Raw genomic sequence first — 21,081 nt, forward strand, 5'->3', positions numbered from 1 at the left:
GCCTCGCCCCCGGACCGGTACGCGGAGGTCCGGGACGAGCCGGCGCCGCACGGGGTGCGCGTCCGGCGGGACGGCGACGGGGGCGTCCTCGTCCCCCGGCGGCGGCCGCTGCGGGCCCTCGTCCCGCTGCTCCTCGACGCAGGCGCCGCGTACCACCTCACGCAGGGGGAGCAGGACATGTCCTGCTGAGCAAGGTGAGTTTTGCGCCACGTGTGGTAGGGGCATCTCCGGAGGAGCGCACTCCGATCAGAAGTTCGATGAAAGGTGCCGCCAGTGACGCAGGACCATCACAGCGACAAGGGCCGGACGGCAGGCCCGCTACCGGGCTCGGAAGCGGGTCTGCCCGGCCGGCAGCGGCCCCGGACCGACCGGGTGGTGTTCGGCGTCACGGCCGCGCTCACCCTCGCGTTCGTGGTCTGGGGCGCCGCCGCGACGGACTCCCTCGAGAACGTCTCCAGCAGCGCGCTCAGCGGGCTGATGCACAACGGCGGCTGGGCGTTCATGCTGGCCGCCTCCGGCTTCGTCGTCTTCGCCCTCTGGCTCGCGGCCAGCCGCTACGGCCGGATCCACCTCGGCGCCGAGGGCGAGGAACCGGAGTTCCGCACCGTCTCCTGGGTCGCGATGATGTTCAGCGCGGGCATGGGCATCGGGCTGATGTTCTACGGCGTGAGCGAGCCGCTGGCGCACTACGTCACCCCGCCGCCCGGCACCGCCCCGGCCGACTCGGGCGACCGCATGGAAGTGGCCATGGCCACCACGCTGTTCCACTGGACGCTCCACCCCTGGGCGATCTACGCGGTGGTCGGCCTCGCCATCGCCTACAGCACGTTCCGCAGGCGCCGCCGGCAGACCATCAGCGCCGTCTTCACCCCGCTCATCGGGGAGCGGAACGCGAACGGGATCGGCGGGCGCGTCATCGACGTCCTGGCGATCGTCGCGACCGTCTTCGGCTCCGCGGCCTCGCTCGGCCTCGGCGCGCTGCAGATCGGCTCCGGCGCGCGGGAGCTCGGCTGGATGGAGAAGGTGAGCACCGGGCTGCTCGTCGGCATCATCGCGGTGCTGACCGTGGCGTTCGTCGCCTCGGCGGTCTCGGGGGTGGAGAAGGGCATCCAGTGGCTCTCCAACACCAACATGGTGCTGGCGCTGGTGCTCGCCCTGTTCGTGTTCGTGGCGGGCCCGACCATCATCGTCCTCGACCTGCTGCCCACCTCCGTCTTCTCCTACCTGGGCGAGCTGCCCGAGCTGGCGGCCCGCACCGAGGCCAGCGGCGGTGAGGGGGTCGCCGACTGGCTGGGCAGCTGGACCGTCTTCTACTGGGCGTGGTGGATCTCCTGGACGCCCTTCGTCGGCATGTTCATCGCCCGCATCAGCCGGGGCCGGACCATCCGCCAGTTCGTCGGCGGGGTCATCCTCGTCCCCAGCACGGTCAGCCTCGTCTGGTTCGCGGTCTTCGGCGGCTCCGCGATGAAGCTCCAGGAGCAGGGCGGGCTCGGCGAGGAGTCGACGCCCGAGGGACAGCTCTTCGCGGTGCTCCAGCAGTTCCCCGTCGCCACGGCCACGAGCCTGCTGGTGATGGTCCTCGTCGGCATCTTCTTCGTCTCCGGCGCCGACGCGGCCTCGGTCGTCATGGGCACCCTCTCGCAGAAGGGCGCGCTGGAGCCGAGCCGCCTGGTGGTGGTGTTCTGGGGCGTCGTCACCGGCGCGGTGGCCGCGATCATGCTGCTCGTCGGCAGTGGCCAGGGCGACGCGCTGACGGGCCTGCAGAACCTCACGATCCTCGCGGCGGCGCCGTTCGTCGTGGTGATGATCTTCATGTGCGTGGCCCTCATGCGCGACCTGCGCCGGGATCCGCTCATCGTGCGCGGCGAGATGGGCTCCGAGGCGGTGGAGCTCGCCGTCATCCAGGGACACGAGAAGTACGACGGCGAGTTCGAACTCCGCATCGGTCCCGGCCGCGGCCCGGACGTGGAGGGGGACCCGATCGGCAAGCACTGACCGCCTCCTCCGCCCGGCCGGTCCGACCGGCCGGGCGGAGGGCGTCCCGCGGCCCGCGCCGCGGGGACGGTGCCGGTGACGGCCGTGGGGCGGTGAGCGGCCGGGGCTCCCCTCCCGTCCGCGCACGGCGGCTAGGATCGGCGGTCTGATGACTGCCACCCTCGTCGCCAAGAACCTCGCCGCCGGTCACGGCGACCGCTCCCTGTTCACCGGCCTCGACCTCGTCGTCGCCCCCGGCGACGTGATCGGCCTGGTCGGCGCCAACGGCGCGGGCAAGTCCACGCTGCTGCGCCTGCTCGCCGGGCTCACCGCCCCCGAACGGGGCGAGCTGCGCCTCTCCCCGCCGACCGCGACCGTCGGGCACCTCCCGCAGCAGCCGGAGCGCCGGCCCGGCGAGACCGTGCGGGCCTTCCTGGCGCGCCGGACCGGCGTCGCCGAGGCCCAGCGGACCATGGACGAGGCGACCGAAGCCCTGGTCGCCGGGGCGCCGGGCGCGGACGACGCGTACGCCCTCGCCCTGGAGCGGTGGCTGTCCCTGGGCGGCGCCGACCTCGACGAGCGTGCCGAGGAGGTCGCCGGCTCCCTCGGCCCGGCCGTCGACCTGGACCAGCCGATGACCTCCCTCTCCGGCGGGCAGGCGGCCCGCGCCCAGCTGGCCTCCCTCCTCCTGTCCCGCTACGACGTCTTCCTCCTCGACGAGCCGACCAACGACCTCGACCTGGACGGCCTGGAGCGCCTGGAGCGCTTCGTGGGCGGACTGCGCGCCGGGACCGTCGTCGTCAGCCACGACCGCGAGTTCCTCACCCGCACCGTCACCAAGGTCCTCGAACTCGACCTCGCCCAGCGGCGGATCAACCTCTACGGCGGCGGTTACGCGGCCTACCTGGAGGAGCGGGAGGTGGCCCGCCGGCACGCCCGCGACGCGTACGAGGAGTACGCCGGCAAGAGGACCGCCCTCCAGGAACGCGCGCAGATGCAGCGCGCCTGGATGGACAAGGGCGTGAAGAACGCGCGGCGCAAGGCGGGCGGCGACAACGACAAGATCGGCCGCAAGTTCCGCAGCGAGGCCAGCGAGAAGCAGGCCGCCAAGGCCCGTCAGACGCAGCGCATGATCGAGCGGCTCGAGGTGGTCGAGGAGCCGCGCAAGGAGTGGGAGCTGCGCATGGAGATCGCGGCGGCCCCGCGCTCCGGCGCGGTGGTGGCGACCCTGCGGGACGCCGAGGTGCGGCGCGGCGGCTTCGTGCTCGGCCCGGTGTCCCTGCAGGTCGACTGGGCCGACCGGGTGGCCGTGACGGGCGCGAACGGCGCCGGCAAGTCCACGCTGCTGGGCGCCCTGCTGGGCCGCGTCCCGCTCGACGCCGGGCACGCGGCCCTCGGCCCGGGCGTGCTGCTCGGCGAGGTCGACCAGGCCCGCGCGCTGTTCCACGGCCCCGAGACGCTGCTCGACGCGTTCCGCCCGGCGGTCCCCGGCCTGGAACCGGCCGACATCCGCACCCTGCTGGCCAAGTTCGGCCTCAAGGCGGACCACGTGCTGCGCCCCGCGGCCACCCTCTCCCCGGGCGAACGCACCCGCGCCGCCCTCGCCCTCCTGCAGGGCCGGGGCGTCAACCTCCTGGTCCTCGACGAGCCGACCAACCACCTCGACCTGCCCGCCATCGAGCAGCTGGAGGACGCCCTCGACGCCTACGAGGGCACCCTCCTGCTGGTCACCCACGACCGCCGCATGCTCGACGCGGTCCGCGTCACCCGCCGCCTGGAGGTGGCCGACGGCAAGGTGACCGAACGCTGACGGGCCGCCGCCGAACTCCATGACGGCCCGCCGCCGGACTCCACGCCGCCGCGGAAGCCACCGCAGGCGCACCGCACCCGGACGACCGGCGTCCGGCGCGGCCCGTTCCGGGACGCCGGCACACCGACGTCCTGCGGACCCGGACGGGCCCGGACCCCGCAGCGCGGGACCCGGGCCCGGGGCGGCGGGCACGGCTCAGCGGCGGCTGCCCTTCGGATCGACCAGTCCGGCGCGGCGCAGGGCGTCGGCCATCGCGCTGTTCGCGGGCGCGGGCGCCTGGCGCGCACCGCCGTTGCCACCGCCACCGCCACCGCCCTGGCCGCCGCGGCCCTGACGCTGCTGCGGGGGACGCCCGCCGCGCTGCCGGCGCTCGCCACCGCCGCCGGCCGGCCGGCCCTGCGGGGCCGCCTCGTCGTCCAGCCGCAGCGTCAGCGAGATCCGCTTGCGCGGGACGTCCACGTCCAGGACCTTCACCTTGACGATGTCGCCCGGCTTCACCACGTCCCGCGGGTCCTTGACGAACGTCTTCGACATCGCCGAGACGTGCACCAGGCCGTCCTGGTGGACACCGACGTCCACGAACGCGCCGAAGGCGGCCACGTTCGTCACCACGCCCTCCAGGACCATCCCGGAGGACAGGTCGGAGATCTTCTCCACGCCCTCCTTGAAGGCGGCCGTCCGGAACGCGGGCCGGGGGTCGCGCCCCGGCTTCTCCAGCTCCTTGAGGATGTCGGTGACGGTCGGCAGACCGAACTTCTCGTCCACGAAGTCCTGCGGCCGCAGCGACCGCAGCACCGCCGTGTTGCCGATCAGCGCGGCCACCTCCTGACCGGAGGTCTTCACCATGCGCCGCACCACCGGGTAGGCCTCGGGGTGCACGCTGGAGGCGTCCAGCGGGTCGTCGCCGCCGCGGATCCGCAGGAAGCCCGCGCACTGCTCGTACGCCTTGGGCCCGAGCCGCGCGACCTTCTTCAGCTCGCCGCGGGACCGGAACGGGCCGTTGCCGTCCCGGTGGGCCACGATGTTCTCGGCGAGCGAGGAGGAGATGCCGGACACCCGGGCCAGCAGCGGCGCCGACGCGGTGTTGACGTCCACGCCGACGCCGTTCACGCAGTCCTCCACCACCGCGTCCAGCGAACGCGACAGCTTCACCTCGGACAGGTCGTGCTGGTACTGGCCGACCCCGATCGACTTCGGGTCGATCTTCACCAGCTCGGCCAGCGGGTCCTGGAGCCGGCGCGCGATGGACACCGCGCCGCGCAGCGACACGTCCAGGTCGGGCAGCTCCTGGGAGGCGAAGGCGGAGGCCGAGTACACGGAGGCGCCCGCCTCGGACACCATCACCTTGGTCAGCTTCAGCTCGGGGTGCCTGGCGATGAGCTCGCCCGCGAGCCGGTCGGTCTCGCGGGAGGCCGTGCCGTTGCCGATCGCGATCAGCTCGACCGCGTGCTCCTGCGCCAGCCGGGCCAGCTTGGCGATCGCCTCGTCCCACCGGTTCGCCGGCACGTGCGGATGGATCACGTCCGTGGCCACGACCTTGCCGGTCGCGTCCACCACGGCGACCTTCACGCCCGTCCGGAAGCCCGGGTCCAGGCCGAGCGTCGCCCGCGTGCCCGCGGGAGCCGCCAGCAGCAGGTCGCGCAGGTTGGCCGCGAAGACCCGCACCGCCTCGTCCTCGGCCGCGGTGCGCAGCCTCAGGCGCAGGTCGATGCCGAGGTGCACCAGGATGCGCGTGCGCCAGGCCCAGCGGACCGTGTCCAGCAGCCACCGGTCGGCGGGGCGCCCCCGGTCGGCGATCCCGAACCGGCGCGCGACGATCCCCTCGTACGACGACGGGCCGTCCACCGGCTCCTCCGGCTCCAGGACGAGGTCGAGGACCTCCTCCTTCTCGCCGCGCAGCAGCGCCAGGACCCGGTGCGAGGGCAGCTCGGTGAACGGCTCGGCGAAGTCGAAGTAGTCGGCGAACTTCGCGCCCGCCTCCTCCTTGCCCTCGCGCACCCTGGCGGCCAGCCGCCCGCGCACCCACATGCGCTCGCGCAGCTCGCCGATGAGGTCGGCGTCCTCCGAGAACCGCTCGGTGAGGATCGCCCGCGCGCCGTCCAGGGCGGCCTGCGCGTCCGCGACGCCCTTGTCCGCGTCCACGAACGCGGCGGCCGCGGCGAGGGGGTCGACGCCCGGGTCGCCGAGCAGTCCCTCCGCCAGCGGCTCCAGTCCCGCCTCGCGGGCGATCTGCGCCTTGGTGCGCCGCTTGGGCTTGTACGGCAGGTAGACGTCCTCCAGGCGCGCCTTGGTTTCCGCGCCGCGGATCCGCGCCTCGAGCTCGTCGGTCAGCTTGCCCTGCTCGCGCACCGACTCCAGGATCGCCGCACGACGCTCCTCCAGCTCCCGCAGGTAGCGCAGCCGCTCCTCGATCGTGCGCAGCTGCGCGTCGTCGAGCATCTCGGTCGCTTCCTTGCGGTAGCGGGCGATGAAGGGCACCGTCGAACCGCCGTCGAGCAGTTCCACGGCGGCCCTGACCTGCCGCTCCCGTACGCCGAGCTCCTCGGCGATCCTGCCTTCGATGGACCCTGCGAGGGGTGTCGTCACGTTCCCGTACCGCCTTCTCCACTGAGGTTGCGCGGCAATTGTGGCAGGTGGCGCCGACAACCGTGGATCAGGGCGGCGGCGCGCCCGGACACCGCACGGGCGGCCTCACGGAGGGCCTCAGGCGCGGCGTCCGCGGGCGGTGGACGAGGCGCCGCCGAACAGCCGGGCCAGCGCGCGGAAGGGCAGGGTCACCACGGTGGCGATCGCCCCGCCGATCTGGCGCAGGACGTCTGCGAGGGCACGGAACACGTCGGTCTCCTTTCGTCCCCCGGCCCCTTCGGCCGGGAAGCGGATGTCCCGCGGGTACCTCGCCGGCGCCCCACCATGCACCGGGCCCCGGCCTCCACGCCGTCCGGGCCGTGGCAGGAAAGGTGGGGTGCTCGTCGTTGCGGCCGTGCCGGGCGCCGCCAAGAATCGGGGACATGGCGCAGCGAACCGTTCTCGTCGTCCTCTTCGACGGCGTGCAGAGCCTCGACGTCACCGGCCCCTGGGAGGTCCTCGCGGGCGCCGAGAAGCACGCGCCGGGGACGTACCGGCTGCGCACCGCCTCCCCGGACGGCTCCCCGGTGCGCGCGAGCAGCGGCCTGACCGTCGTACCGGACCGGGCCCTGTCCGGCGCGCCCGCCCCGCACACGCTCCTCGTCCCCGGGGGAGAGGGGACCCGGCGGCCCGACCCGCGGCTGACCGACTGGCTGCGCCGCAACGGACCGCGCGCCGAGCGCCTGGTCTCCGTCTGCACGGGGGCGTTCCTGCTCGCCGGGGCCGGTCTGCTGGACGGCCGCCGCGCCACCACGCACTGGGCCCACTGCGACCGGCTCGCCCGGGACCACCCGGCCGTCGAGGTCGACCCGGACCCCGTCTACGTCCGCGACGGCCACGTCGCCACGTCCGCCGGCGTCACCGCGGGCATCGACCTCGCGCTCGCCCTGGTCGAGGAGGACCTCGGCCGGGCGGCCGCCCTCACCATCGCCCGGCACCTGGTGGTGTTCCTGCGCCGGCCCGGGAACCAGGCCCAGTTCAGCGCCCAGCTCGCCGCCCAGACCGCGCGGCGCGAGCCGCTGCGCGAGGTGCAGCACTACATCACCGAGCACCCCGGCGCCGATCTGTCCGTCGAGGCGCTCGCGGCCCGCGCCGCCCTCTCGCCGCGCCACTTCGCCCGCGCCTTCCGCGCCGAGACCGGCACGACCCCGGGCCGCTACGTCGACCGGGTACGGCTCGAACACGCCCGCCGCCTGCTGGAGGACACCGGCGACGGCGTCGAGGAGATCTCCCGCGCCAGCGGCTACGGCACGCCCGAGGCGATGCGCCGCGCCTTCGTCCGGGCCCTCGGCACGCCACCGGCGGAGTACCGCCGCCGCTTCCGGCCCGCTCCCGCACCCGCCCGTCCCTGACGCTCCCGCCCCGCCCTTCCCCGACGCTCCCGCCCACCCCTCCCGAAAGGCCACCGATGCAGATCGCCATCGTCCTCTTCGACCGCTTCACCGCCCTCGACGCCGTGGGCCCGTACGAGACCCTCGGCCGCCTCCCGGACGCGCGGACCGTCTTCGTCGCCGAGCGGACCGGCCCCGTGCGCAGCGACACCGGTGCGCTCGCCCTCACCGCCGACGGGACCCTGGCCGACGTACCCCGCCCGGACGTCGTCGTCGTGCCCGGCGGCCCCGGACAGACGCCCCAGATGGACAACGGCACCCTGCTGGACTGGCTGCGCGCGGCCGACGCGTCCAGCACCTGGACGACCTCCGTGTGCACCGGGTCCCTGCTGCTGGCCGCGGCCGGCCTCCTGGAGGGACGCCGGGCCACCTCCCACTGGCTGGCGCTCGACCACCTGAGGAGGTACGGCGCCGAGCCGACCGGGGAACGCGTGGTGACCGACGGCAAGTACGTCACCGCCGCCGGTGTCTCCTCCGGCATCGACATGGGGCTCACCCTGCTCGGCCGGATCGCCGGCGACGAACACGCCCAGGCGGTCCAGCTGCTCACCGAGTACGACCCGCAGCCGCCCTACGACGCGGGGTCCCCGCGGAAGGCGCCCGCGCACCTCGTCGAGGAGTTCCGGTCGAAGAGCCGCTTCAGCCTGACGTAGTCGTGGTCCAGGTGAAGTGCGGCGCCCGGCGCTCCAGGAACGCGGCGACCCCCTCCGCGGTGTCGCCGCTTCCGCGCGCCTGGGCGTCCCAGTGGGCGTCGCGGTCGGTGCGTCCGTCCGCGAACTCCTTCGCCGCGGCCTGCGTCAGCTGCGAACGGGACACCAGGACCCGGGTGAACTCCGCGACGCGTTTGTCCAGTTCGCCCTCGGGCAGCACCTCGTCCACCAGACCGGTGCGCAGCGCCCGCTCGGCGTCGATCAACTCGCCCGAGAACAGCAGGTACTTGGCCGTGGCCGGACCCACCAGCGACACCAGCCGCCGGGTGGCGGACGCCGGGTAGACGATGCCGAGCTTCGCCGGCGTCACGCCGAACAGCGCCCCCTGCTCCGCGAACCGCAGGTCGCAGGCGGCCGCCAGCTGCGCCCCGCCGCCCACGCAGTGCCCCCGCACCGCCGCCAGGGTCGGCTTGGGGAAGGCGGCGAGCGCCTCCTCCGCCGCGACGGCCAGCCGCTGGGCCTCGAGCGGCGACCCCTGGAGCGTGGAGATGTCGGCCCCGGCGCAGAACGTCCCGCCCTCGCCGGTGAGCACCAGCGCCCGCACCCCGGGGTCGTCCGCCAGCGCGTCGAGCAGCGGCGGCAGGGCGGCCCACATCGCGGCCGTCATGGCGTTGCGCTTCGCGGGACGGCGGATGACGACCGTGGCGACCGAGTCGGCGACGCCGTGCAGCAGCTGGGGCTCCTCCATGCGCCGGATGCTATCCGCCCCGCCCGGCCCACCGGCCGGCGGAGTCCGCCCGGCGCAGCCCGGGGGACGGGCGGAGACTGGGGAGAGGGAGGAGGGAGAGGGAAGGACGAAGGAGAGGAGAAGGGGGGAGAAGGAGCGAGGAGGCACTCATGGACCGGTCCACCAAGCCCCACGGCGAGACGGCGAAGCTGAGCCGCGGTTTCGGCTGGCTCGCCGTGCTCGGGGTGATCCTGGTCGTCGCCGGCCTGGTCGGCCTGGTGTACACGGGCGTCGCCACCCTGACCTCGATGCTGCTGTTCGGCTGGCTGCTGCTGATCGGCGGCGTGGTCGGACTGCTGCACGCCGTCCAGGCCCGGCACACCAGCTTCTTCTGGCTCGGCGTGGTCGTCGCGGCCCTGAACATCGCGGCCGGCGTGGTCATCCTGAAGACGCCGGAGGCCGCGGCCGAGGCGCTGACCATGTTCGCCGCGCTGCTGTTCCTCACCGGCGGGGTGTTCCGGCTGGTCGGCAGTCTCGTGGTGCGCGGGCCGCAGTTCGGCTGGACGCTGGTGCAGGGCGCCTTCGGCCTGCTGCTCGGCGTCCTGGTGCTGGCCACCTGGCCGAGCAGCAGCCAGTACGTCATCGGTACGTTCTTCTCCCTCTCCCTGCTCTTCGACGGGCTCGGCCTGATCGCCACCGGCTACGGCGGACGCCGGATCGTGGGCATGGTCACCGACCGGCTGGCCGGCGAGGAGACCGCGCGGGAGACGGAGGAGGGGAGGCCGTACGGAACGGAATCGCCCGCCGCCAAACCCGTACAACCCGAATAGTGCGCCGACCCGGCACAAGACGGGCCGGAACAGTCCCGCAATCGACGGTGTCATACGCCAACGGTCAGAAACGTTCGATATCCGCTGACTTGCGTTCAGTACTTCGGTACGGAGCGGCTCGTTACCAACACTCGACGCGTGGCGACAATCGAGCGCGAGGGTGGCGACCGGACGATGGACGACCAGGGGCGGGAGCCCGGTCCACGCCCACAGGGCGCGGAAGGTTCCGCCGGGACGGGAGCCGCGGACCCGCTGCCGTACGAGGGCGTCTGGCGGTTCACCGCCCCGGCCGTCGACGCCTCGGTCCCGCAGGCCCGCCACGCCGTGCGGGACCTGCTGCTGCGCCAGGGCGTGCCGGTCGCCGACGAGGTGCTCCAGGGGCTGCTGCTCATCGTCTCGGAGCTGGTCACCAACGTCGTGCGGCACGCGGCGCTGCTGTCCCCGGTGCTGGCCGTCGAGGTCGCGGTCGGCGCCGAGTGGGTCCGGGTGTCCGTGGAGGACAACCACCCCTACCGCCCGACCGCCCTGGAGACCGACCACGGCCGCACCGGCGGCCGCGGACTGCTCCTGGTGCGCGAGATCACCCTCGAGGCGGGCGGGGCCTGTGACGTCGAGCACACCGCGAGCGGCGGCAAGGTGTTCTGGGTCACCCTGCCGCTCAAGCCCGCCCGGCTCTAGGCGTGCCGTTCGGACAGGTTGGTGACGCGCCCCGCCCCCGGCGCCCGTGTCACGCGGGGGCACCGGGGGCGGGGCGGGCGCCGGGTCAGATCAGGTCCTGGCCGTCGCGGCGGGCCTGGGCCCACTCGCGGAAGAACCCACGGCTGATCACGAACAGGACGACGGCCACGAGCACGGGCCACATCAGGACGTAGGCGGTCAGGGCTGCGGTGGTCACGATGCCTCCTCGGGGGTCACTTGGTGCCGGTTCCGGCGGGTTCGGGGTCGCCGTCGGCAGCCCCCGCCCGGCTCGGGAGCGGGGCCTCGCCGTCGGCGGCCGCGGTCTTTGCGACGGCGGCCGCCGACGAGCCGCCGTCGAAGTCGCCGGTGCGCTGCGCGATGAGGGAGAAGTCGAAGCCCTCACGCCGGCGCACGGACATGGCCCAGCACAGGACGGTGGACACCGAGTAGGCGACCAGCGAGCCGCACAGCGTGGCGTACTCGTGCAGGGAACCGATGGCGAACGGCGCGGACACCACCACCGCCACCGCACCGGTGACCTTCGCCGCCCCGAGGCCGAAGAAGCCGAACACCATCAGGCCGAGGACGACGCCGATGCCGACGACCGACAGCACGTCCACGACGATGCCGAAGAAACCGTCCACGGGGATCCAGCCGAAGCGGACCGGCAGGAACACCGCGAGCGCCGCGAGCACCGAGGTGGTGAACGCCTTCCCGCTGACCTTGTCCCAGTAGAAGCTGGCCAGCACCGGGAAGACGAGGGCGCCCCACAGCGCGCCGACGAACACCAGCAGATCGAGGATGTTCAGCTGCAGGCTGGCGAAGGCCACGGCCATCGCGGTCGCCACCACCATCGTGGCGCGGCCGACCAGCAGCATCGTCTTCGGGTTGGCCCGCTCCTTGCCGGCCACGTTCTGGCCGTAGACGTCGGCCATCATGATCGAGGAGAGGGCCGCGAGGTCCGAGTCGGCGGTGGAGGAGAGCGCGCCGACGATCATGACGAAGAACAGGGCCAGCAGCGCGGGCGGCAGGTACTCGGCGGCCATCCCGGGGATGATGTTGTTCGGGTCGCCGCCGACCGGCTCGTAGCCGAGGTAGAGGGCGAGCACGCCCAGCATGCCGACACCGATGACCATCGCGCCGTAGCCGACGGTCGCGGTGATGAAGGTCGGCTTGATCAGGTCCTCCCTCACCGCGAAGAGCCGCTGCGCGATGGTCTGGTTGCCGATCGCGTAGGCGAGCACCGCGGCGATGTACGGGGCGCCCTGCTCCATGAAGGCCGTGCTGGAGAAGAAGTTGCCCTGCTCGGCGGTCAGGTTGCCCGCGCCGGTCTCGAACGCCGCCGGGAAGTCGGCCGCGAAGAAGATGAACGGCACGATGACGGCCACCGCGCCGAGCATCGCGACGACCTGCACGAAGTCGGTGAGCACCGAGGCGCGGAAGCCGGACCACAGGGTGTAGAGCAGCACGCCGGCGGCGACGGCGAAGACACCCTGGGTGAAGGTGAACGGCGACAGCATCGAGATCAGCACGCCACCGGCGATGAAGTTGGACATCAGGCTGATCAGGCTGCCGACGACGTTCGAGCCGGCCAGCATCAGCTGGCTGGAGCGGCCGTGCCGGGCGTGCATGACCTCGGCGAGGGTGTGCGCCTTCGGGGCCACGGCGCGGATCCGCCGGCCGAAGGGGTAGATGAAGAGGATCATCAGGGCGCCCCAGAGCCCGTAGTGGATGGGGCCGGAGATGCCGTAGGTGTAGCCGGACGTCGCGGACGCGTACATCGAGGACGCCCAGATCCAGGTCGCCGTCATGCTGGCCGCGGAGATCCCGAAGCCGATGTTGTTGCCGGCGGTCATGTAGCCGTCGGCGTTCTCTTCCTTCTTGCCGATGCGGGTCGAGATCAGGAAGGTCCCTCCGTAGAAGAAGACCAACAGACCCACGACCACCAGTGCGCTGAACTGGGCTGACTCCAGTTCGCCCACCCGCGCCACCTCCTTCGACTCGTGGAGCCCGGCGTCGGCCGCACCACCCGGCGTGTCGACGGCGGACCGCGGACGCGTCCCGCGCGTCGCGCGGCGGAGAAGGGCTCCGGCCCGGCAGCTTCTCGCTGAACCGGGGACGTTCACAAAGAGGCAGGCTCTTTGAGCCCGCAAACTGTCGGCACGTTAACAGCTATTTCACGTCATGGTGAGGCCGCGTCGGTTCGCGACGCGTGAGACGTGTCACCAGGAATTTTGCCTGATCTGCGCAAGTCCCCGACATATCCGGCGGGTGCTTTGCCGGGAAGGTGGCTTTTTGAGCCGTGTCTTTACGGCCATCCGTTTGCAAGTTGCAATTGCGATGTCGATTGCTTTGTTACGCCAAAGAGATCATCAACGGGGCCCGATGCGCCACGATTGCGGTGAAAGAGGCCGAAGCGCGGCGAACCGCTCAAACGGCCCGAACGAAGGTCGGGCCCACGTCCCGTCACGGCCCGGTCCGGCCGGAAAACCGCGCGGACAGCACGAGCGCCCGCCGGTCGGGGCCGGAAATCCGGCCCCGACCGGCGGGCGCGTGTCTGCTCGGCTCCTCGGCGGCCGCCCGTGCGAGGCCGCCGGCCGCGGACCGCCGAGCGGCCCGGTCACCAGCCGGCCGACGGCCCCGTCAGCTCCCGGACGGCGGGGCGGGCCGCGTCCAGGACGGTCATGAACCAGGAGGAGAACGTGTCCTTCGCGTGCCGGTCCGCCAGCTCGGCCGGGGTCACGAACGCCGTCGACGCCACCTCCGCCGGGTCCGGCCGCACCGGGGACTGCACCATGCCGACGAAGAGGTGGTTGTACTCCTGCTCCACCAGCCCCGAGGCCGGGTCGGGGTGGTGGTAGCGGACCGTGCCGGCCTCGGCGAGCAGGGAGGGCGACACCCTCAGCTCCTCGAACGTCCGCCGGGCCGCCGCCGCGAACGGCGCCTCACCGGGGTAGGGGTGGCCGCAGCAGGTGTTCGACCACACACCGGGGGAGTGGTACTTGCCCAGCGCCCGCTGCTGGAGCAGCAGCCGCCCGCGCTCGTCGAACAGGAACACCGAGAACGCCCGGTGCAGCTGCCCCGGTGGCTGATGGGCGGCCAGCTTCTCCGCGGTGCCGATCGTCACACCGTCCTCGTCGACCAGTTCCAGCAAAATCGCCTCCGCGGTGCCGTCCGACGCGCCGTGCGTCGAGGTGGCAGGTGTGATCGGCATACCCATCCTTCACTCGGTCTTCGCGCCCCAAGTCTGCCGCACGCGTCCGGCGCTCCCGGCACTCCGCCGCACGCCCGCATGTCCCGGGGGCGGCGCGGGAGGCGGTCGGACACCGGGAGGCGGGGTCCGGAAGAGGGCGTGCGGCGCAGCGGCCGGCGGGAACCGCCCGCCCCGGGTGCCTCAGTGGCACAGACGCGCCTCGTGCTCCGCGTGTCCGCCGGGCTCCAGCTGGAAGGTGCAGTGCTCCACGTCGAAGTGGTCGCCCAGGCAGGCCTGCAGCTCGTGCAGCATCTTCTCGTGCCCCATGGCGTTCAGTACCTCGGAGCTGACGACCACGTGCGCGGAGAGCACCGGCATCCCCGAGGTGATCGTCCAGGCGTGCAGGTCGTGGACGTCCTCCACCCCGTCCGTGGCCAGGATGTGCGCGCGCACCTGGGCCATGTCGACCCCCTTGGGGGCCGCCTCCAGCAGCACGTCCAGGGTCTCGCGCAGCAGCTTCCAGGTGCGGGGCACGATCATCAGCGCGATCACCAGGGAGGCGACCGGGTCGGCGGCCGTCCAGCCGGTGGTCAGGATCACCAGCGCGGACACCATCACCGCGACCGAGCCGAGCGCGTCCGCCGCCACCTCCAGGAAGGCGCCGCGCACGTTCAGGCTCTCCTTCTGCCCGCGCATCAGCAGGGCCAGCGACACCAGGTTGGCGACCAGGCCGATCGCGCCGAACACCATCGTCAGCCCGCCCTCGGTGCCGGCCGGGGTGATGAACCGCTGGACCGCCTCGTACAGCACGTAACCGCCGACGCCGAGCAGCAGCAGGCAGTTGGCCAGCGCGGCCAGGATCTCCGCGCGGGCGTAGCCGAAGGTGCGGCGCTCGCTCGGCGGGCGGTTCGCGAAGTGGATCGCGAGCAGCGCCATGCCCAGGCCCAGGGCGTCCGTCGCCATGTGGGCCGCGTCCGCGACCAGGGCGAGCGAGTCGGCCAGCGCGCCGCCGGCGATCTGGACCACCACGACACCGAGCGTGATCGCCAGCGCCGCCCGCAGCCTGCCGCGGTACGCCGCGCTCGCGGTACCGCCGGCGGGTGCGCCGTGCGCGTGCCCGTGACCGTGCCCAGCCCCCATGCAAGCCGCCCTTCCGTGACCTCTCCGGATCACAGTGAACTACGGGTCGGGGGTATCCGGCAACGCGGCACTGAACACCGTTGTCATCTGCTCTGACCTGCGGAAATGTTGTGCAGGTCACGCGCGTGCGGACCCGGGCGGGCCGGCCCCCGCGACGCGGCCGCCGACCCCGCCGGGCCGGCCCCCTCGCGCACCGGGCGCCGGGCGGTCACGGCCCGTGGTGCGGGTGCCCCGGCGAACCGGCTCCGGCGGTGATCGGCCGCGTCCCGCGGGGACCTCGGCGCCCTTCCCGGCGGCGCGGTTTGTGGGGCGGGCCCCGCATCCCCGATGATGGCGGCGGCATGGGCGAACCGCGCCGGTCCCACCGTCGAACGGGCGGTGAACACACGCTTCCGGGCATCCGATAACCTCTGCCGACATGTTGCCCGGAGGCCCCCGTACGGGTGCCCCACCATGTACATGACCGGCGTGGACGCGTCGGCACCCAGGGAAGTGAGTTCGGTTGTCGACCGCCATCCTCACCGGTCCGCCGGTCCCCGGTTCGTCACTCGAGGGCGATCTGCGCTCCCTCGGCTTCGACGTGCGCACCGCGTCCGGCACCGCCGAGGCCGGGACCCTGCTCGCCGGGGTGCCGGCGGGGGAGCGGGTCGCGGTGGTCGACGCCCGGTTCGTGGGCCACGTGCACGCGCTGCGCCTCGGCCTCACCGACCCCCGCTTCGCGCTCGCGGCGATCCCGGGCGCCGTCACCGCCCAGCCGGCCGGCCGGCCGGCCCTGGCCCGCGCCCTGGCCCGCGAGGACTCCGCGTCCGCCGAGGCCGCCGGCGACCGCCCGGCGACCGGCGGCACCACGCTCGTCGACAGCCTCGCCGACCGCATCGCCACCGTCCTCGACGCCGAGGGCGCCGACGTGCACCGCCCCGAACTCGGCAGCCTCGTCGCCACCGTCCCCGGCGACCCGCAGGCCCGCAACGAGGCCCGGCAGGCCGTCGCCGCCGTCGACGACGAGGCCGTCCGCCTGAAGTCGGCGGTCAAGGCCCGCGACGGCTTCTTCACCACCCACTTCATCAGCCCGTACTCCCGCCACCTCGCCCGCTGGTGCGCCCGCCGGGGCCTCACGCCCAACCAGGTCACCACCGCCTCGCTGCTCACCGCGCTCATAGCGGCCGGCTGCGCCGCCACCGGCACCCGCGGCGGCTTCGTCGCCGCCGGCGTGCTGCTCATCGCCTCCTTCGTGCTGGACTGCGCCGACGGCCAGCTCGCCCGCTACTCCCTGCGCTACTCCACCCTCGGCGCCTGGCTCGACGCCACCTTCGACCGCGCCAAGGAGTACGCCTACTACGCGGGCCTCGCCCTCGGCGCGGCCCGCGGCGGCGACGACGTGTGGGCCCTCGCCCTCGGCGCGATGGTCCTGCAGACCTGCCGGCACGTCGTGGACTTCGCCTTCACCGAGGCCAACCACGACGCCACCGGCAACACCAGCCCCACCGCCGCCCTCTCCGACCGGCTCGACAGCGTCGGCTGGACGGTCTGGGTGCGCCGCATGATCGTCCTGCCGATCGGCGAACGCTGGGCGATGCTCGCCGTCCTCACGGCCGTCACCACTCCCCGGATCACCTTCTACGCGCTCCTCGTCGGCTGCGCCCTCGCCGCGACGTACACCACGGCGGGCCGCGTCCTGCGGTCGCTGACCCGCAGGGCCCGCAGGACCGACCGGGCGGCGCGGGCCCTCGCGGACCTCGCCGACTCCGGGCCGCTGGTGGAGGTCCTCGCGGGACCGCTGAAGGCCCCCGCACGCCGGCTGCCCGGGGCCGCCGCCCCGGCCCTCGCCCTGCTCGGCGGCCTCGCCGTCGCCGCCACGGCCGTGCTGACCGGCTTCGGCGGCCCCTGGACGACCGCCGCCGCCTGCGTCCACGTCCTCACCTCCGCCCTGGCCGTCGCCCGCCCCCTCAAGGGCGCCCTCGACTGGCTCGTCCCCCCCTTCTTCCGCGCCGCCGAGTACGGCACCGTCCTGGCGCTGGCGGCCGCCGCGGACGTGAACGGAGCGCTGCCCGCGGCTTACGGGCTGGTGGCCGCGGTCGCCTACCATCACTACGACACGGTCTACCGCATCCGCGGTGACGCGGGCGCGCCCCCGCACTGGCTGGTGCGGGCGACCGGGGGGCACGAGGGCCGTGTCCTGGTGGTCGCCGTGCTGGCCGCCCTGCTCACCGCCCCGCAGTTCACGGTCGCGCTCACGGTGCTCGCCGTGGCCGTGGCCCTGCTGGTGCTCGCCGAGAGCATCCGCTTCTGGGTGACCGCCCACCGGGGCGGCGCGCCCGCCGTACACGATGAAGGAGAACCCGCATGATCGGCCTTGTGCTGGCGGCCGGCGCCGGACGGCGCCTGCGCCCCTACACCGACAGCCTTCCCAAGGCGCTGGTGCCGGTGGGGCCCGAGGGCGTGGAGGGCGAGCCGACGGTTCTCGACCTCACCCTGGCCAACTTCGCCGAGGTGGGCCTGACCGAGGCCGCGGTCATCGTCGGCTACCGCAAGGAGGCCGTGTACGCGCGCAAGGAGGCCCTGGAGAAGAAGTACGGCCTCAAGCTCACCCTGATCGACAACGACAAGGCCGAGGAGTGGAACAACGCCTACTCCCTGTGGTGCGGCCGGGACGCGCTGAAGGACGGGGTGATCCTCGCCAACGGCGACACCGTCCACCCGGTCTCGGTGGAGAAGACCCTGCTCGCCGCCCGCGGCGGAGGCAAGCGGATCATCCTCGCCCTGGACACGGTGAAGTCGCTGGCCGATGAGGAGATGAAGGTCGTCGTCGACCCCGAGAAGGGGATGACGCGGATCACCAAGCTGATGGACCCGGCCGAGGCGACCGGTGAGTACATCGGCGTCACCCTGATCGAGGGCGAGGCCGCCGGCGAGCTGGCCGACGCGCTGCGGGTCACCTTCGAGCGGGACCCCCAGCTGTACTACGAGGACGGCTACCAGGAGCTGGTCGACCGGGGCTTCCGGATCGACGTGGCCCCGATCGGCGACGTCGCGTGGGTCGAGATCGACAACCACGACGACCTCGCCCGCGGAAGGGAGATCGCATGCCGGTACTGACCCGGCTCATCCCCTCGCCGGTCGTCGTCGACATCCGCCCCGGCGCCCTCGACGACCTGGCGAGCGTCCTCGCCGACGAGCGCGTCTCGCAGTCCGGCCGCCTCGCCGTCGCCGTCAGCGGCGGCTCCGGCGCCCGGCTGCGCGAGCGGATCACCCCCTCCCTGCCCGGCGCCACCTGGTACGAGGTCGGCGGCGGCACGCTGGACGACGCGATCCGGCTGGCGGGCGCCATCAAGGCCGGCCACTACGACGCGGTCGTGGGGCTCGGCGGCGGCAAGATCATCGACTGCGCCAAGTTCGCGGCGGCACGCGTGGGCCTGCCCCTGGTGGCCGTCCCGACCAACCTCGCGCACGACGGTCTGTGCTCGCCGGTCGCCACCCTGGACAACGACGCCGGCCGCGGCTCCTACGGCGTGCCGAACCCGATCGCCGTGGTCATCGACCTCGACGTCATCCGCGACGCCCCGGTGCGGTTCGTCCGCGCCGGGATCGGCGACGCCGTCTCCAACGTCTCCGCCATCGCGGACTGGGAGCTGGCGTGCCGGGTCAAGGGCGAGCGGATCGACGGGCTCGCCGCGGCCATGGCCCGGCAGGCCGGCGAGTCCGTGCTGCGCCACCCGGGCGGCATCGGGGACAACGAATTCCTCCAGGTGCTCGCCGAGGCGCTGGTCCTCAGCGGCATCGCCATGTCGGTCTCCGGCGACTCGCGGCCGTCCTCCGGAGCCTGCCACGAGATCAACCACGCCTTCGACCTGCTCTTCCCCCAGCGCGCCGCCGCCCACGGCGAGCAGTGCGGACTGGGCGCGGCCTTCGCGATGTACCTGCGGGGGGCGCACGAGGAGTCGATGCACATGGCCGGGGTCCTGCGCCGGCACGGGCTGCCGGTGCTGCCCGAGGAGATCGGCTTCACGCCGGACGAGTTCGTCCGGGTCGTGGAGTTCGCCCCGGAGACCCGGCCCGGCCGCTACACGATCCTCGAGCACCTCGCCCTGAAGACCGACCAGATCAAGGACGTCTACGCCGACTATGTCAAGGCCATCGGTAGCTGAACTCCGTCCGGTTGTGCACCCCCCGGGGGTCAAGGACCGGCGCAGCGGTGAGCACTGGATGGGACGCCTCTACATGCGCGAGGTGTCCCTGCGGGTGGACCGCTACCTGGTGAACACCAGGGTCACGCCCAACCAGCTCACGTACCTGATGACCGTCTTCGGTGTCCTCGCGGCCCCGGCACTGCTGGTGCCGGGGATCGCGGGGGCCGTCCTCGGTGTGCTCATGGTCCAGCTGTACCTGCTGCTGGACTGCGTCGACGGCGAGATAGCGCGCTGGAAGAAGCAGTACTCGCTGGCCGGCGTCTACCTGGACCGGGTCGGCGCCTACCTGTGCGACGCCGCCGTCCTGGTCGGCCTCGGGCTGCGCGCCGCCGACCTGTGGGGGTCCGGGCGCATCGACTGGCTGTGGGCCTTCCTCGGCACCCTGGCCGCGCTCGGCGCGATCCTGGTCAAGGCCGAGACCGACCTCGTCGGCGTCGCCCGCCACCAGGGCGGGCTGCCGCCGGTGAAGGAGGCCGCGTCCGAGCCGCGCTCCTCCGGCATGGCGCTGGCCCGCAGGGCCGCCGCCGCGCTCAAGTTCCACCGGCTGATCCTCGGCATCGAGGCGTCCCTGCTGATCCTGGTCCTCGCGATCGCGGACGCGGTCCACGGCGACCTGTTCTTCACCCGGCTCGGCACCGCCGTCCTCGCGGGCATCGCGCTGCTGCAGACCGTGCTGCACCTGGTGTCCATCCTCGCCTCCAGCAGGCTGAAGTGAGCGCCCGCATGAAGGTCGGCGCGGTGATCATCACCATGGGCAACCGCCCCGACGAGCTGCGCGCCCTGCTCGACTCGGTCGCCAAGCAGGACGGCGACCCGGTCCAGGTGGTCGTGGTCGGCAACGGCTCGCCCGTCCCCGACGTGGCGGAGTTCTCGCCGGCCGTGCGCACCGTCGAGCTGCCGGAGAACCTCGGCATCCCCGGCGGCCGCAACGTCGGCATCGAGGCCTTCGGGCCCGGCGGCCGGGACGTCGACATCCTGCTGTTCCTCGACGACGACGGCCTGCTGGCGCGCCACGACACCGCCGAGCTGTGCCGCGAGGCCTTCGCCGCCGATCCGCGGCTCGGCATCATCAGCTTCCGCATCGCCGACCCGGAGACCGGCGTCACCCAGCGCCGCCACGTGCCCCGGCTGCGCGCCTCCGACCCGATGCGCTCCTCCCGCGTGACCACCTTCCTCGGCGGCGCCAACGCCGTGCGCACCCAGGTCTTCGCCGAGGTCGGCGGGTTGCCGGACGAGTTCTTCTACGCCCACGAGGAGACCGACCTGGCCTGGCGGGCGCTCGACGCGGGCTGGATGATCGACTACCGGTCCGACATGGTGCTGTACCACCCGGCCACCGCCCCCTCGCGGCACGCGGTCTACCACCGCATGGTCGCCCGCAACCGCGTCTGGCTGGCCCGCCGCAACCTCCCCGCGCCCCTGGTCCCGGTCTACCTCGGCGTCTGGATGCTCCTCACCCTCCTGCGCCGTCCCTCGCGTCCCGCCCTGAAGGCGTGGTTCGGCGGGTTCCGGGAGGGCTGGGCCACCCCCTGCGGACCCCGCCGGCCCATGAAGTGGCGTACGGTGTGGCGGCTGACCCGGCTGGGCCGGCCTCCCGTCATCTGACAAGCTCGTGTCCGGGAGCACGGGGGGCCGTACCGGGTTCCCGTGTTCCCGCCGGGCCCGCACGGGCCGCGCACCTCGAGGACGAAAGTTTTCCATCAGTGAGTGAGACAACGCACGACGGCACGGTCGCGGTGAGCGCGTCCGTGCCGCCCGACGAGGGCCTCACGGCAGCCCAGCTCGCCGCCAGGTACGGCCTCACGGTCAGCGGGGCCCGGCCGTCGCTGTCGGGGTACGTCCGTCAGCTCTGGGGGCGGCGCCACTTCGTCCTCGC

18 protein-coding genes and 1 pseudogene are annotated in these 21,081 nt (G+C 73.3%); 12 read left to right on the top strand and 7 right to left on the bottom strand.

What is annotated here, in order from left to right:
• Positions 1-273: 273 nt before the first annotated feature.
• Both ACZ56B_RS21435 and ACZ56B_RS21440 read left to right on the top strand, forming a co-directional pair.
• A complete protein-coding gene (locus ACZ56B_RS21435) occupies positions 274-1,995 on the top strand; it encodes a BCCT family transporter (protein ID WP_468792736.1) in 1,722 nt (573 codons plus the stop codon).
• Positions 1,996-2,143: 148 nt separating this feature from the next.
• Positions 2,144-3,784, top strand: a complete 1,641-nt coding sequence (locus ACZ56B_RS21440; RefSeq protein ID WP_468792739.1) for an ABC-F family ATP-binding cassette domain-containing protein — start codon at positions 2,144-2,146, stop codon at positions 3,782-3,784.
• A 195-nt stretch (positions 3,785-3,979) separates the two neighbouring features.
• Here ACZ56B_RS21440 and ACZ56B_RS21445 read toward each other — a convergent pair whose 3' ends face one another.
• Entirely contained in the window at positions 3,980-6,370 is a 2,391-nt protein-coding gene (locus ACZ56B_RS21445; RefSeq protein ID WP_468792744.1) for a Tex family protein, read from the bottom strand.
• 117 nt (positions 6,371-6,487) lie between these two features.
• Positions 6,488-6,619, bottom strand: coding sequence for an LPFR motif small protein (locus ACZ56B_RS21450; protein ID WP_468792747.1), 132 nt, complete (start codon positions 6,617-6,619; stop codon positions 6,488-6,490).
• A 173-nt stretch (positions 6,620-6,792) separates the two neighbouring features.
• Between ACZ56B_RS21450 and ACZ56B_RS21455 the strand changes: the two genes are divergently transcribed.
• Both ACZ56B_RS21455 and ACZ56B_RS21460 read left to right on the top strand, forming a co-directional pair.
• A complete protein-coding gene (locus ACZ56B_RS21455; protein WP_468792751.1) occupies positions 6,793-7,761 on the top strand; it encodes a GlxA family transcriptional regulator in 969 nt (322 codons plus the stop codon).
• A 56-nt stretch (positions 7,762-7,817) separates the two neighbouring features.
• Positions 7,818-8,453 (top strand): DJ-1/PfpI family protein, encoded by a 636-nt coding sequence (locus ACZ56B_RS21460; protein ID WP_468792756.1) that lies wholly within the window; start codon positions 7,818-7,820, stop codon positions 8,451-8,453.
• Here ACZ56B_RS21460 and ACZ56B_RS21465 read toward each other — a convergent pair.
• On the bottom strand, positions 8,440-9,198 hold the full coding sequence (locus ACZ56B_RS21465; protein ID WP_468792760.1) for an enoyl-CoA hydratase/isomerase family protein: 759 nt from the start codon (positions 9,196-9,198) through the stop codon (positions 8,440-8,442). The genes ACZ56B_RS21460 and ACZ56B_RS21465 overlap by 14 nt on opposite strands.
• A 149-nt stretch (positions 9,199-9,347) precedes the next feature.
• On the opposite strand from ACZ56B_RS21465, the gene ACZ56B_RS21470 reads away from it, so the two are divergent.
• Both ACZ56B_RS21470 and ACZ56B_RS21475 read left to right on the top strand, forming a co-directional pair.
• A complete protein-coding gene (locus tag ACZ56B_RS21470) occupies positions 9,348-10,007 on the top strand; it encodes an HdeD family acid-resistance protein (protein ID WP_468792763.1) in 660 nt (219 codons plus the stop codon).
• A gap of 174 nt (positions 10,008-10,181) precedes the next feature.
• Complete coding sequence (locus ACZ56B_RS21475) at positions 10,182-10,685, top strand: ATP-binding protein (protein WP_468792832.1); 504 nt, start codon at positions 10,182-10,184, stop codon at positions 10,683-10,685.
• A gap of 85 nt (positions 10,686-10,770) precedes the next feature.
• Here the strand turns inward: ACZ56B_RS21475 and ACZ56B_RS21480 are convergent, their stop codons facing one another.
• From ACZ56B_RS21480 to ACZ56B_RS21495, 4 genes are all read right to left on the bottom strand, one after another.
• Positions 10,771-10,902 carry a putative transporter small subunit gene (locus ACZ56B_RS21480; protein WP_468792772.1) on the bottom strand — a complete coding sequence of 44 codons (132 nt, stop codon included), beginning with the start codon at positions 10,900-10,902 and terminating at the stop codon, positions 10,771-10,773.
• Between the two features lie 16 nt (positions 10,903-10,918).
• Entirely contained in the window at positions 10,919-12,667 is a 1,749-nt protein-coding gene (locus tag ACZ56B_RS21485) for a sodium:solute symporter family protein (RefSeq protein ID WP_468792777.1), read from the bottom strand.
• Positions 12,668-13,305: 638 nt separating this feature from the next.
• A complete protein-coding gene (gene idi / locus ACZ56B_RS21490; RefSeq protein WP_468792781.1) occupies positions 13,306-13,899 on the bottom strand; it encodes an isopentenyl-diphosphate Delta-isomerase in 594 nt (197 codons plus the stop codon).
• A gap of 180 nt (positions 13,900-14,079) precedes the next feature.
• The gene (locus ACZ56B_RS21495; protein WP_468792783.1) at positions 14,080-15,018 is read right to left on the bottom strand and encodes a cation diffusion facilitator family transporter; all 939 of its coding nucleotides are present in this window, start codon (positions 15,016-15,018) and stop codon (positions 14,080-14,082) included.
• A gap of 502 nt (positions 15,019-15,520) precedes the next feature.
• Between ACZ56B_RS21495 and ACZ56B_RS21500 the strand changes: the two genes are divergently transcribed.
• From ACZ56B_RS21500 to ACZ56B_RS21525, 6 genes and pseudogenes are all read left to right on the top strand, one after another.
• Positions 15,521-17,365 (top strand): DUF5941 domain-containing protein, encoded by a 1,845-nt coding sequence (locus ACZ56B_RS21500; protein ID WP_468792787.1) that lies wholly within the window; start codon positions 15,521-15,523, stop codon positions 17,363-17,365.
• A complete protein-coding gene (locus ACZ56B_RS21505; RefSeq protein ID WP_468792790.1) occupies positions 17,362-18,114 on the top strand; it encodes a phosphocholine cytidylyltransferase family protein in 753 nt (250 codons plus the stop codon). The genes ACZ56B_RS21500 and ACZ56B_RS21505 overlap by 4 nt, the downstream gene beginning before the upstream one ends.
• Positions 18,102-19,163, top strand: coding sequence for an iron-containing alcohol dehydrogenase family protein (locus ACZ56B_RS21510; protein ID WP_468792793.1), 1,062 nt, complete (start codon positions 18,102-18,104; stop codon positions 19,161-19,163). The genes ACZ56B_RS21505 and ACZ56B_RS21510 overlap by 13 nt, the downstream gene beginning before the upstream one ends.
• Positions 19,141-19,920, top strand: coding sequence for a CDP-alcohol phosphatidyltransferase family protein (locus ACZ56B_RS21515; RefSeq protein ID WP_468792798.1), 780 nt, complete (start codon positions 19,141-19,143; stop codon positions 19,918-19,920). The genes ACZ56B_RS21510 and ACZ56B_RS21515 overlap by 23 nt, the downstream gene beginning before the upstream one ends.
• Positions 19,917-20,810, top strand: coding sequence for a glycosyltransferase family 2 protein (locus tag ACZ56B_RS21520; protein ID WP_468792802.1), 894 nt, complete (start codon positions 19,917-19,919; stop codon positions 20,808-20,810). Before ACZ56B_RS21515 ends, ACZ56B_RS21520 begins: the two co-directional genes overlap by 4 nt.
• A 98-nt stretch (positions 20,811-20,908) precedes the next feature.
• Positions 20,909-21,081 (top strand): annotated as a pseudogene (locus ACZ56B_RS21525) (ABC transporter permease); the annotation flags it as partial.

This window comes from Streptomyces sp. NPDC034670, assembly GCF_055574875.1.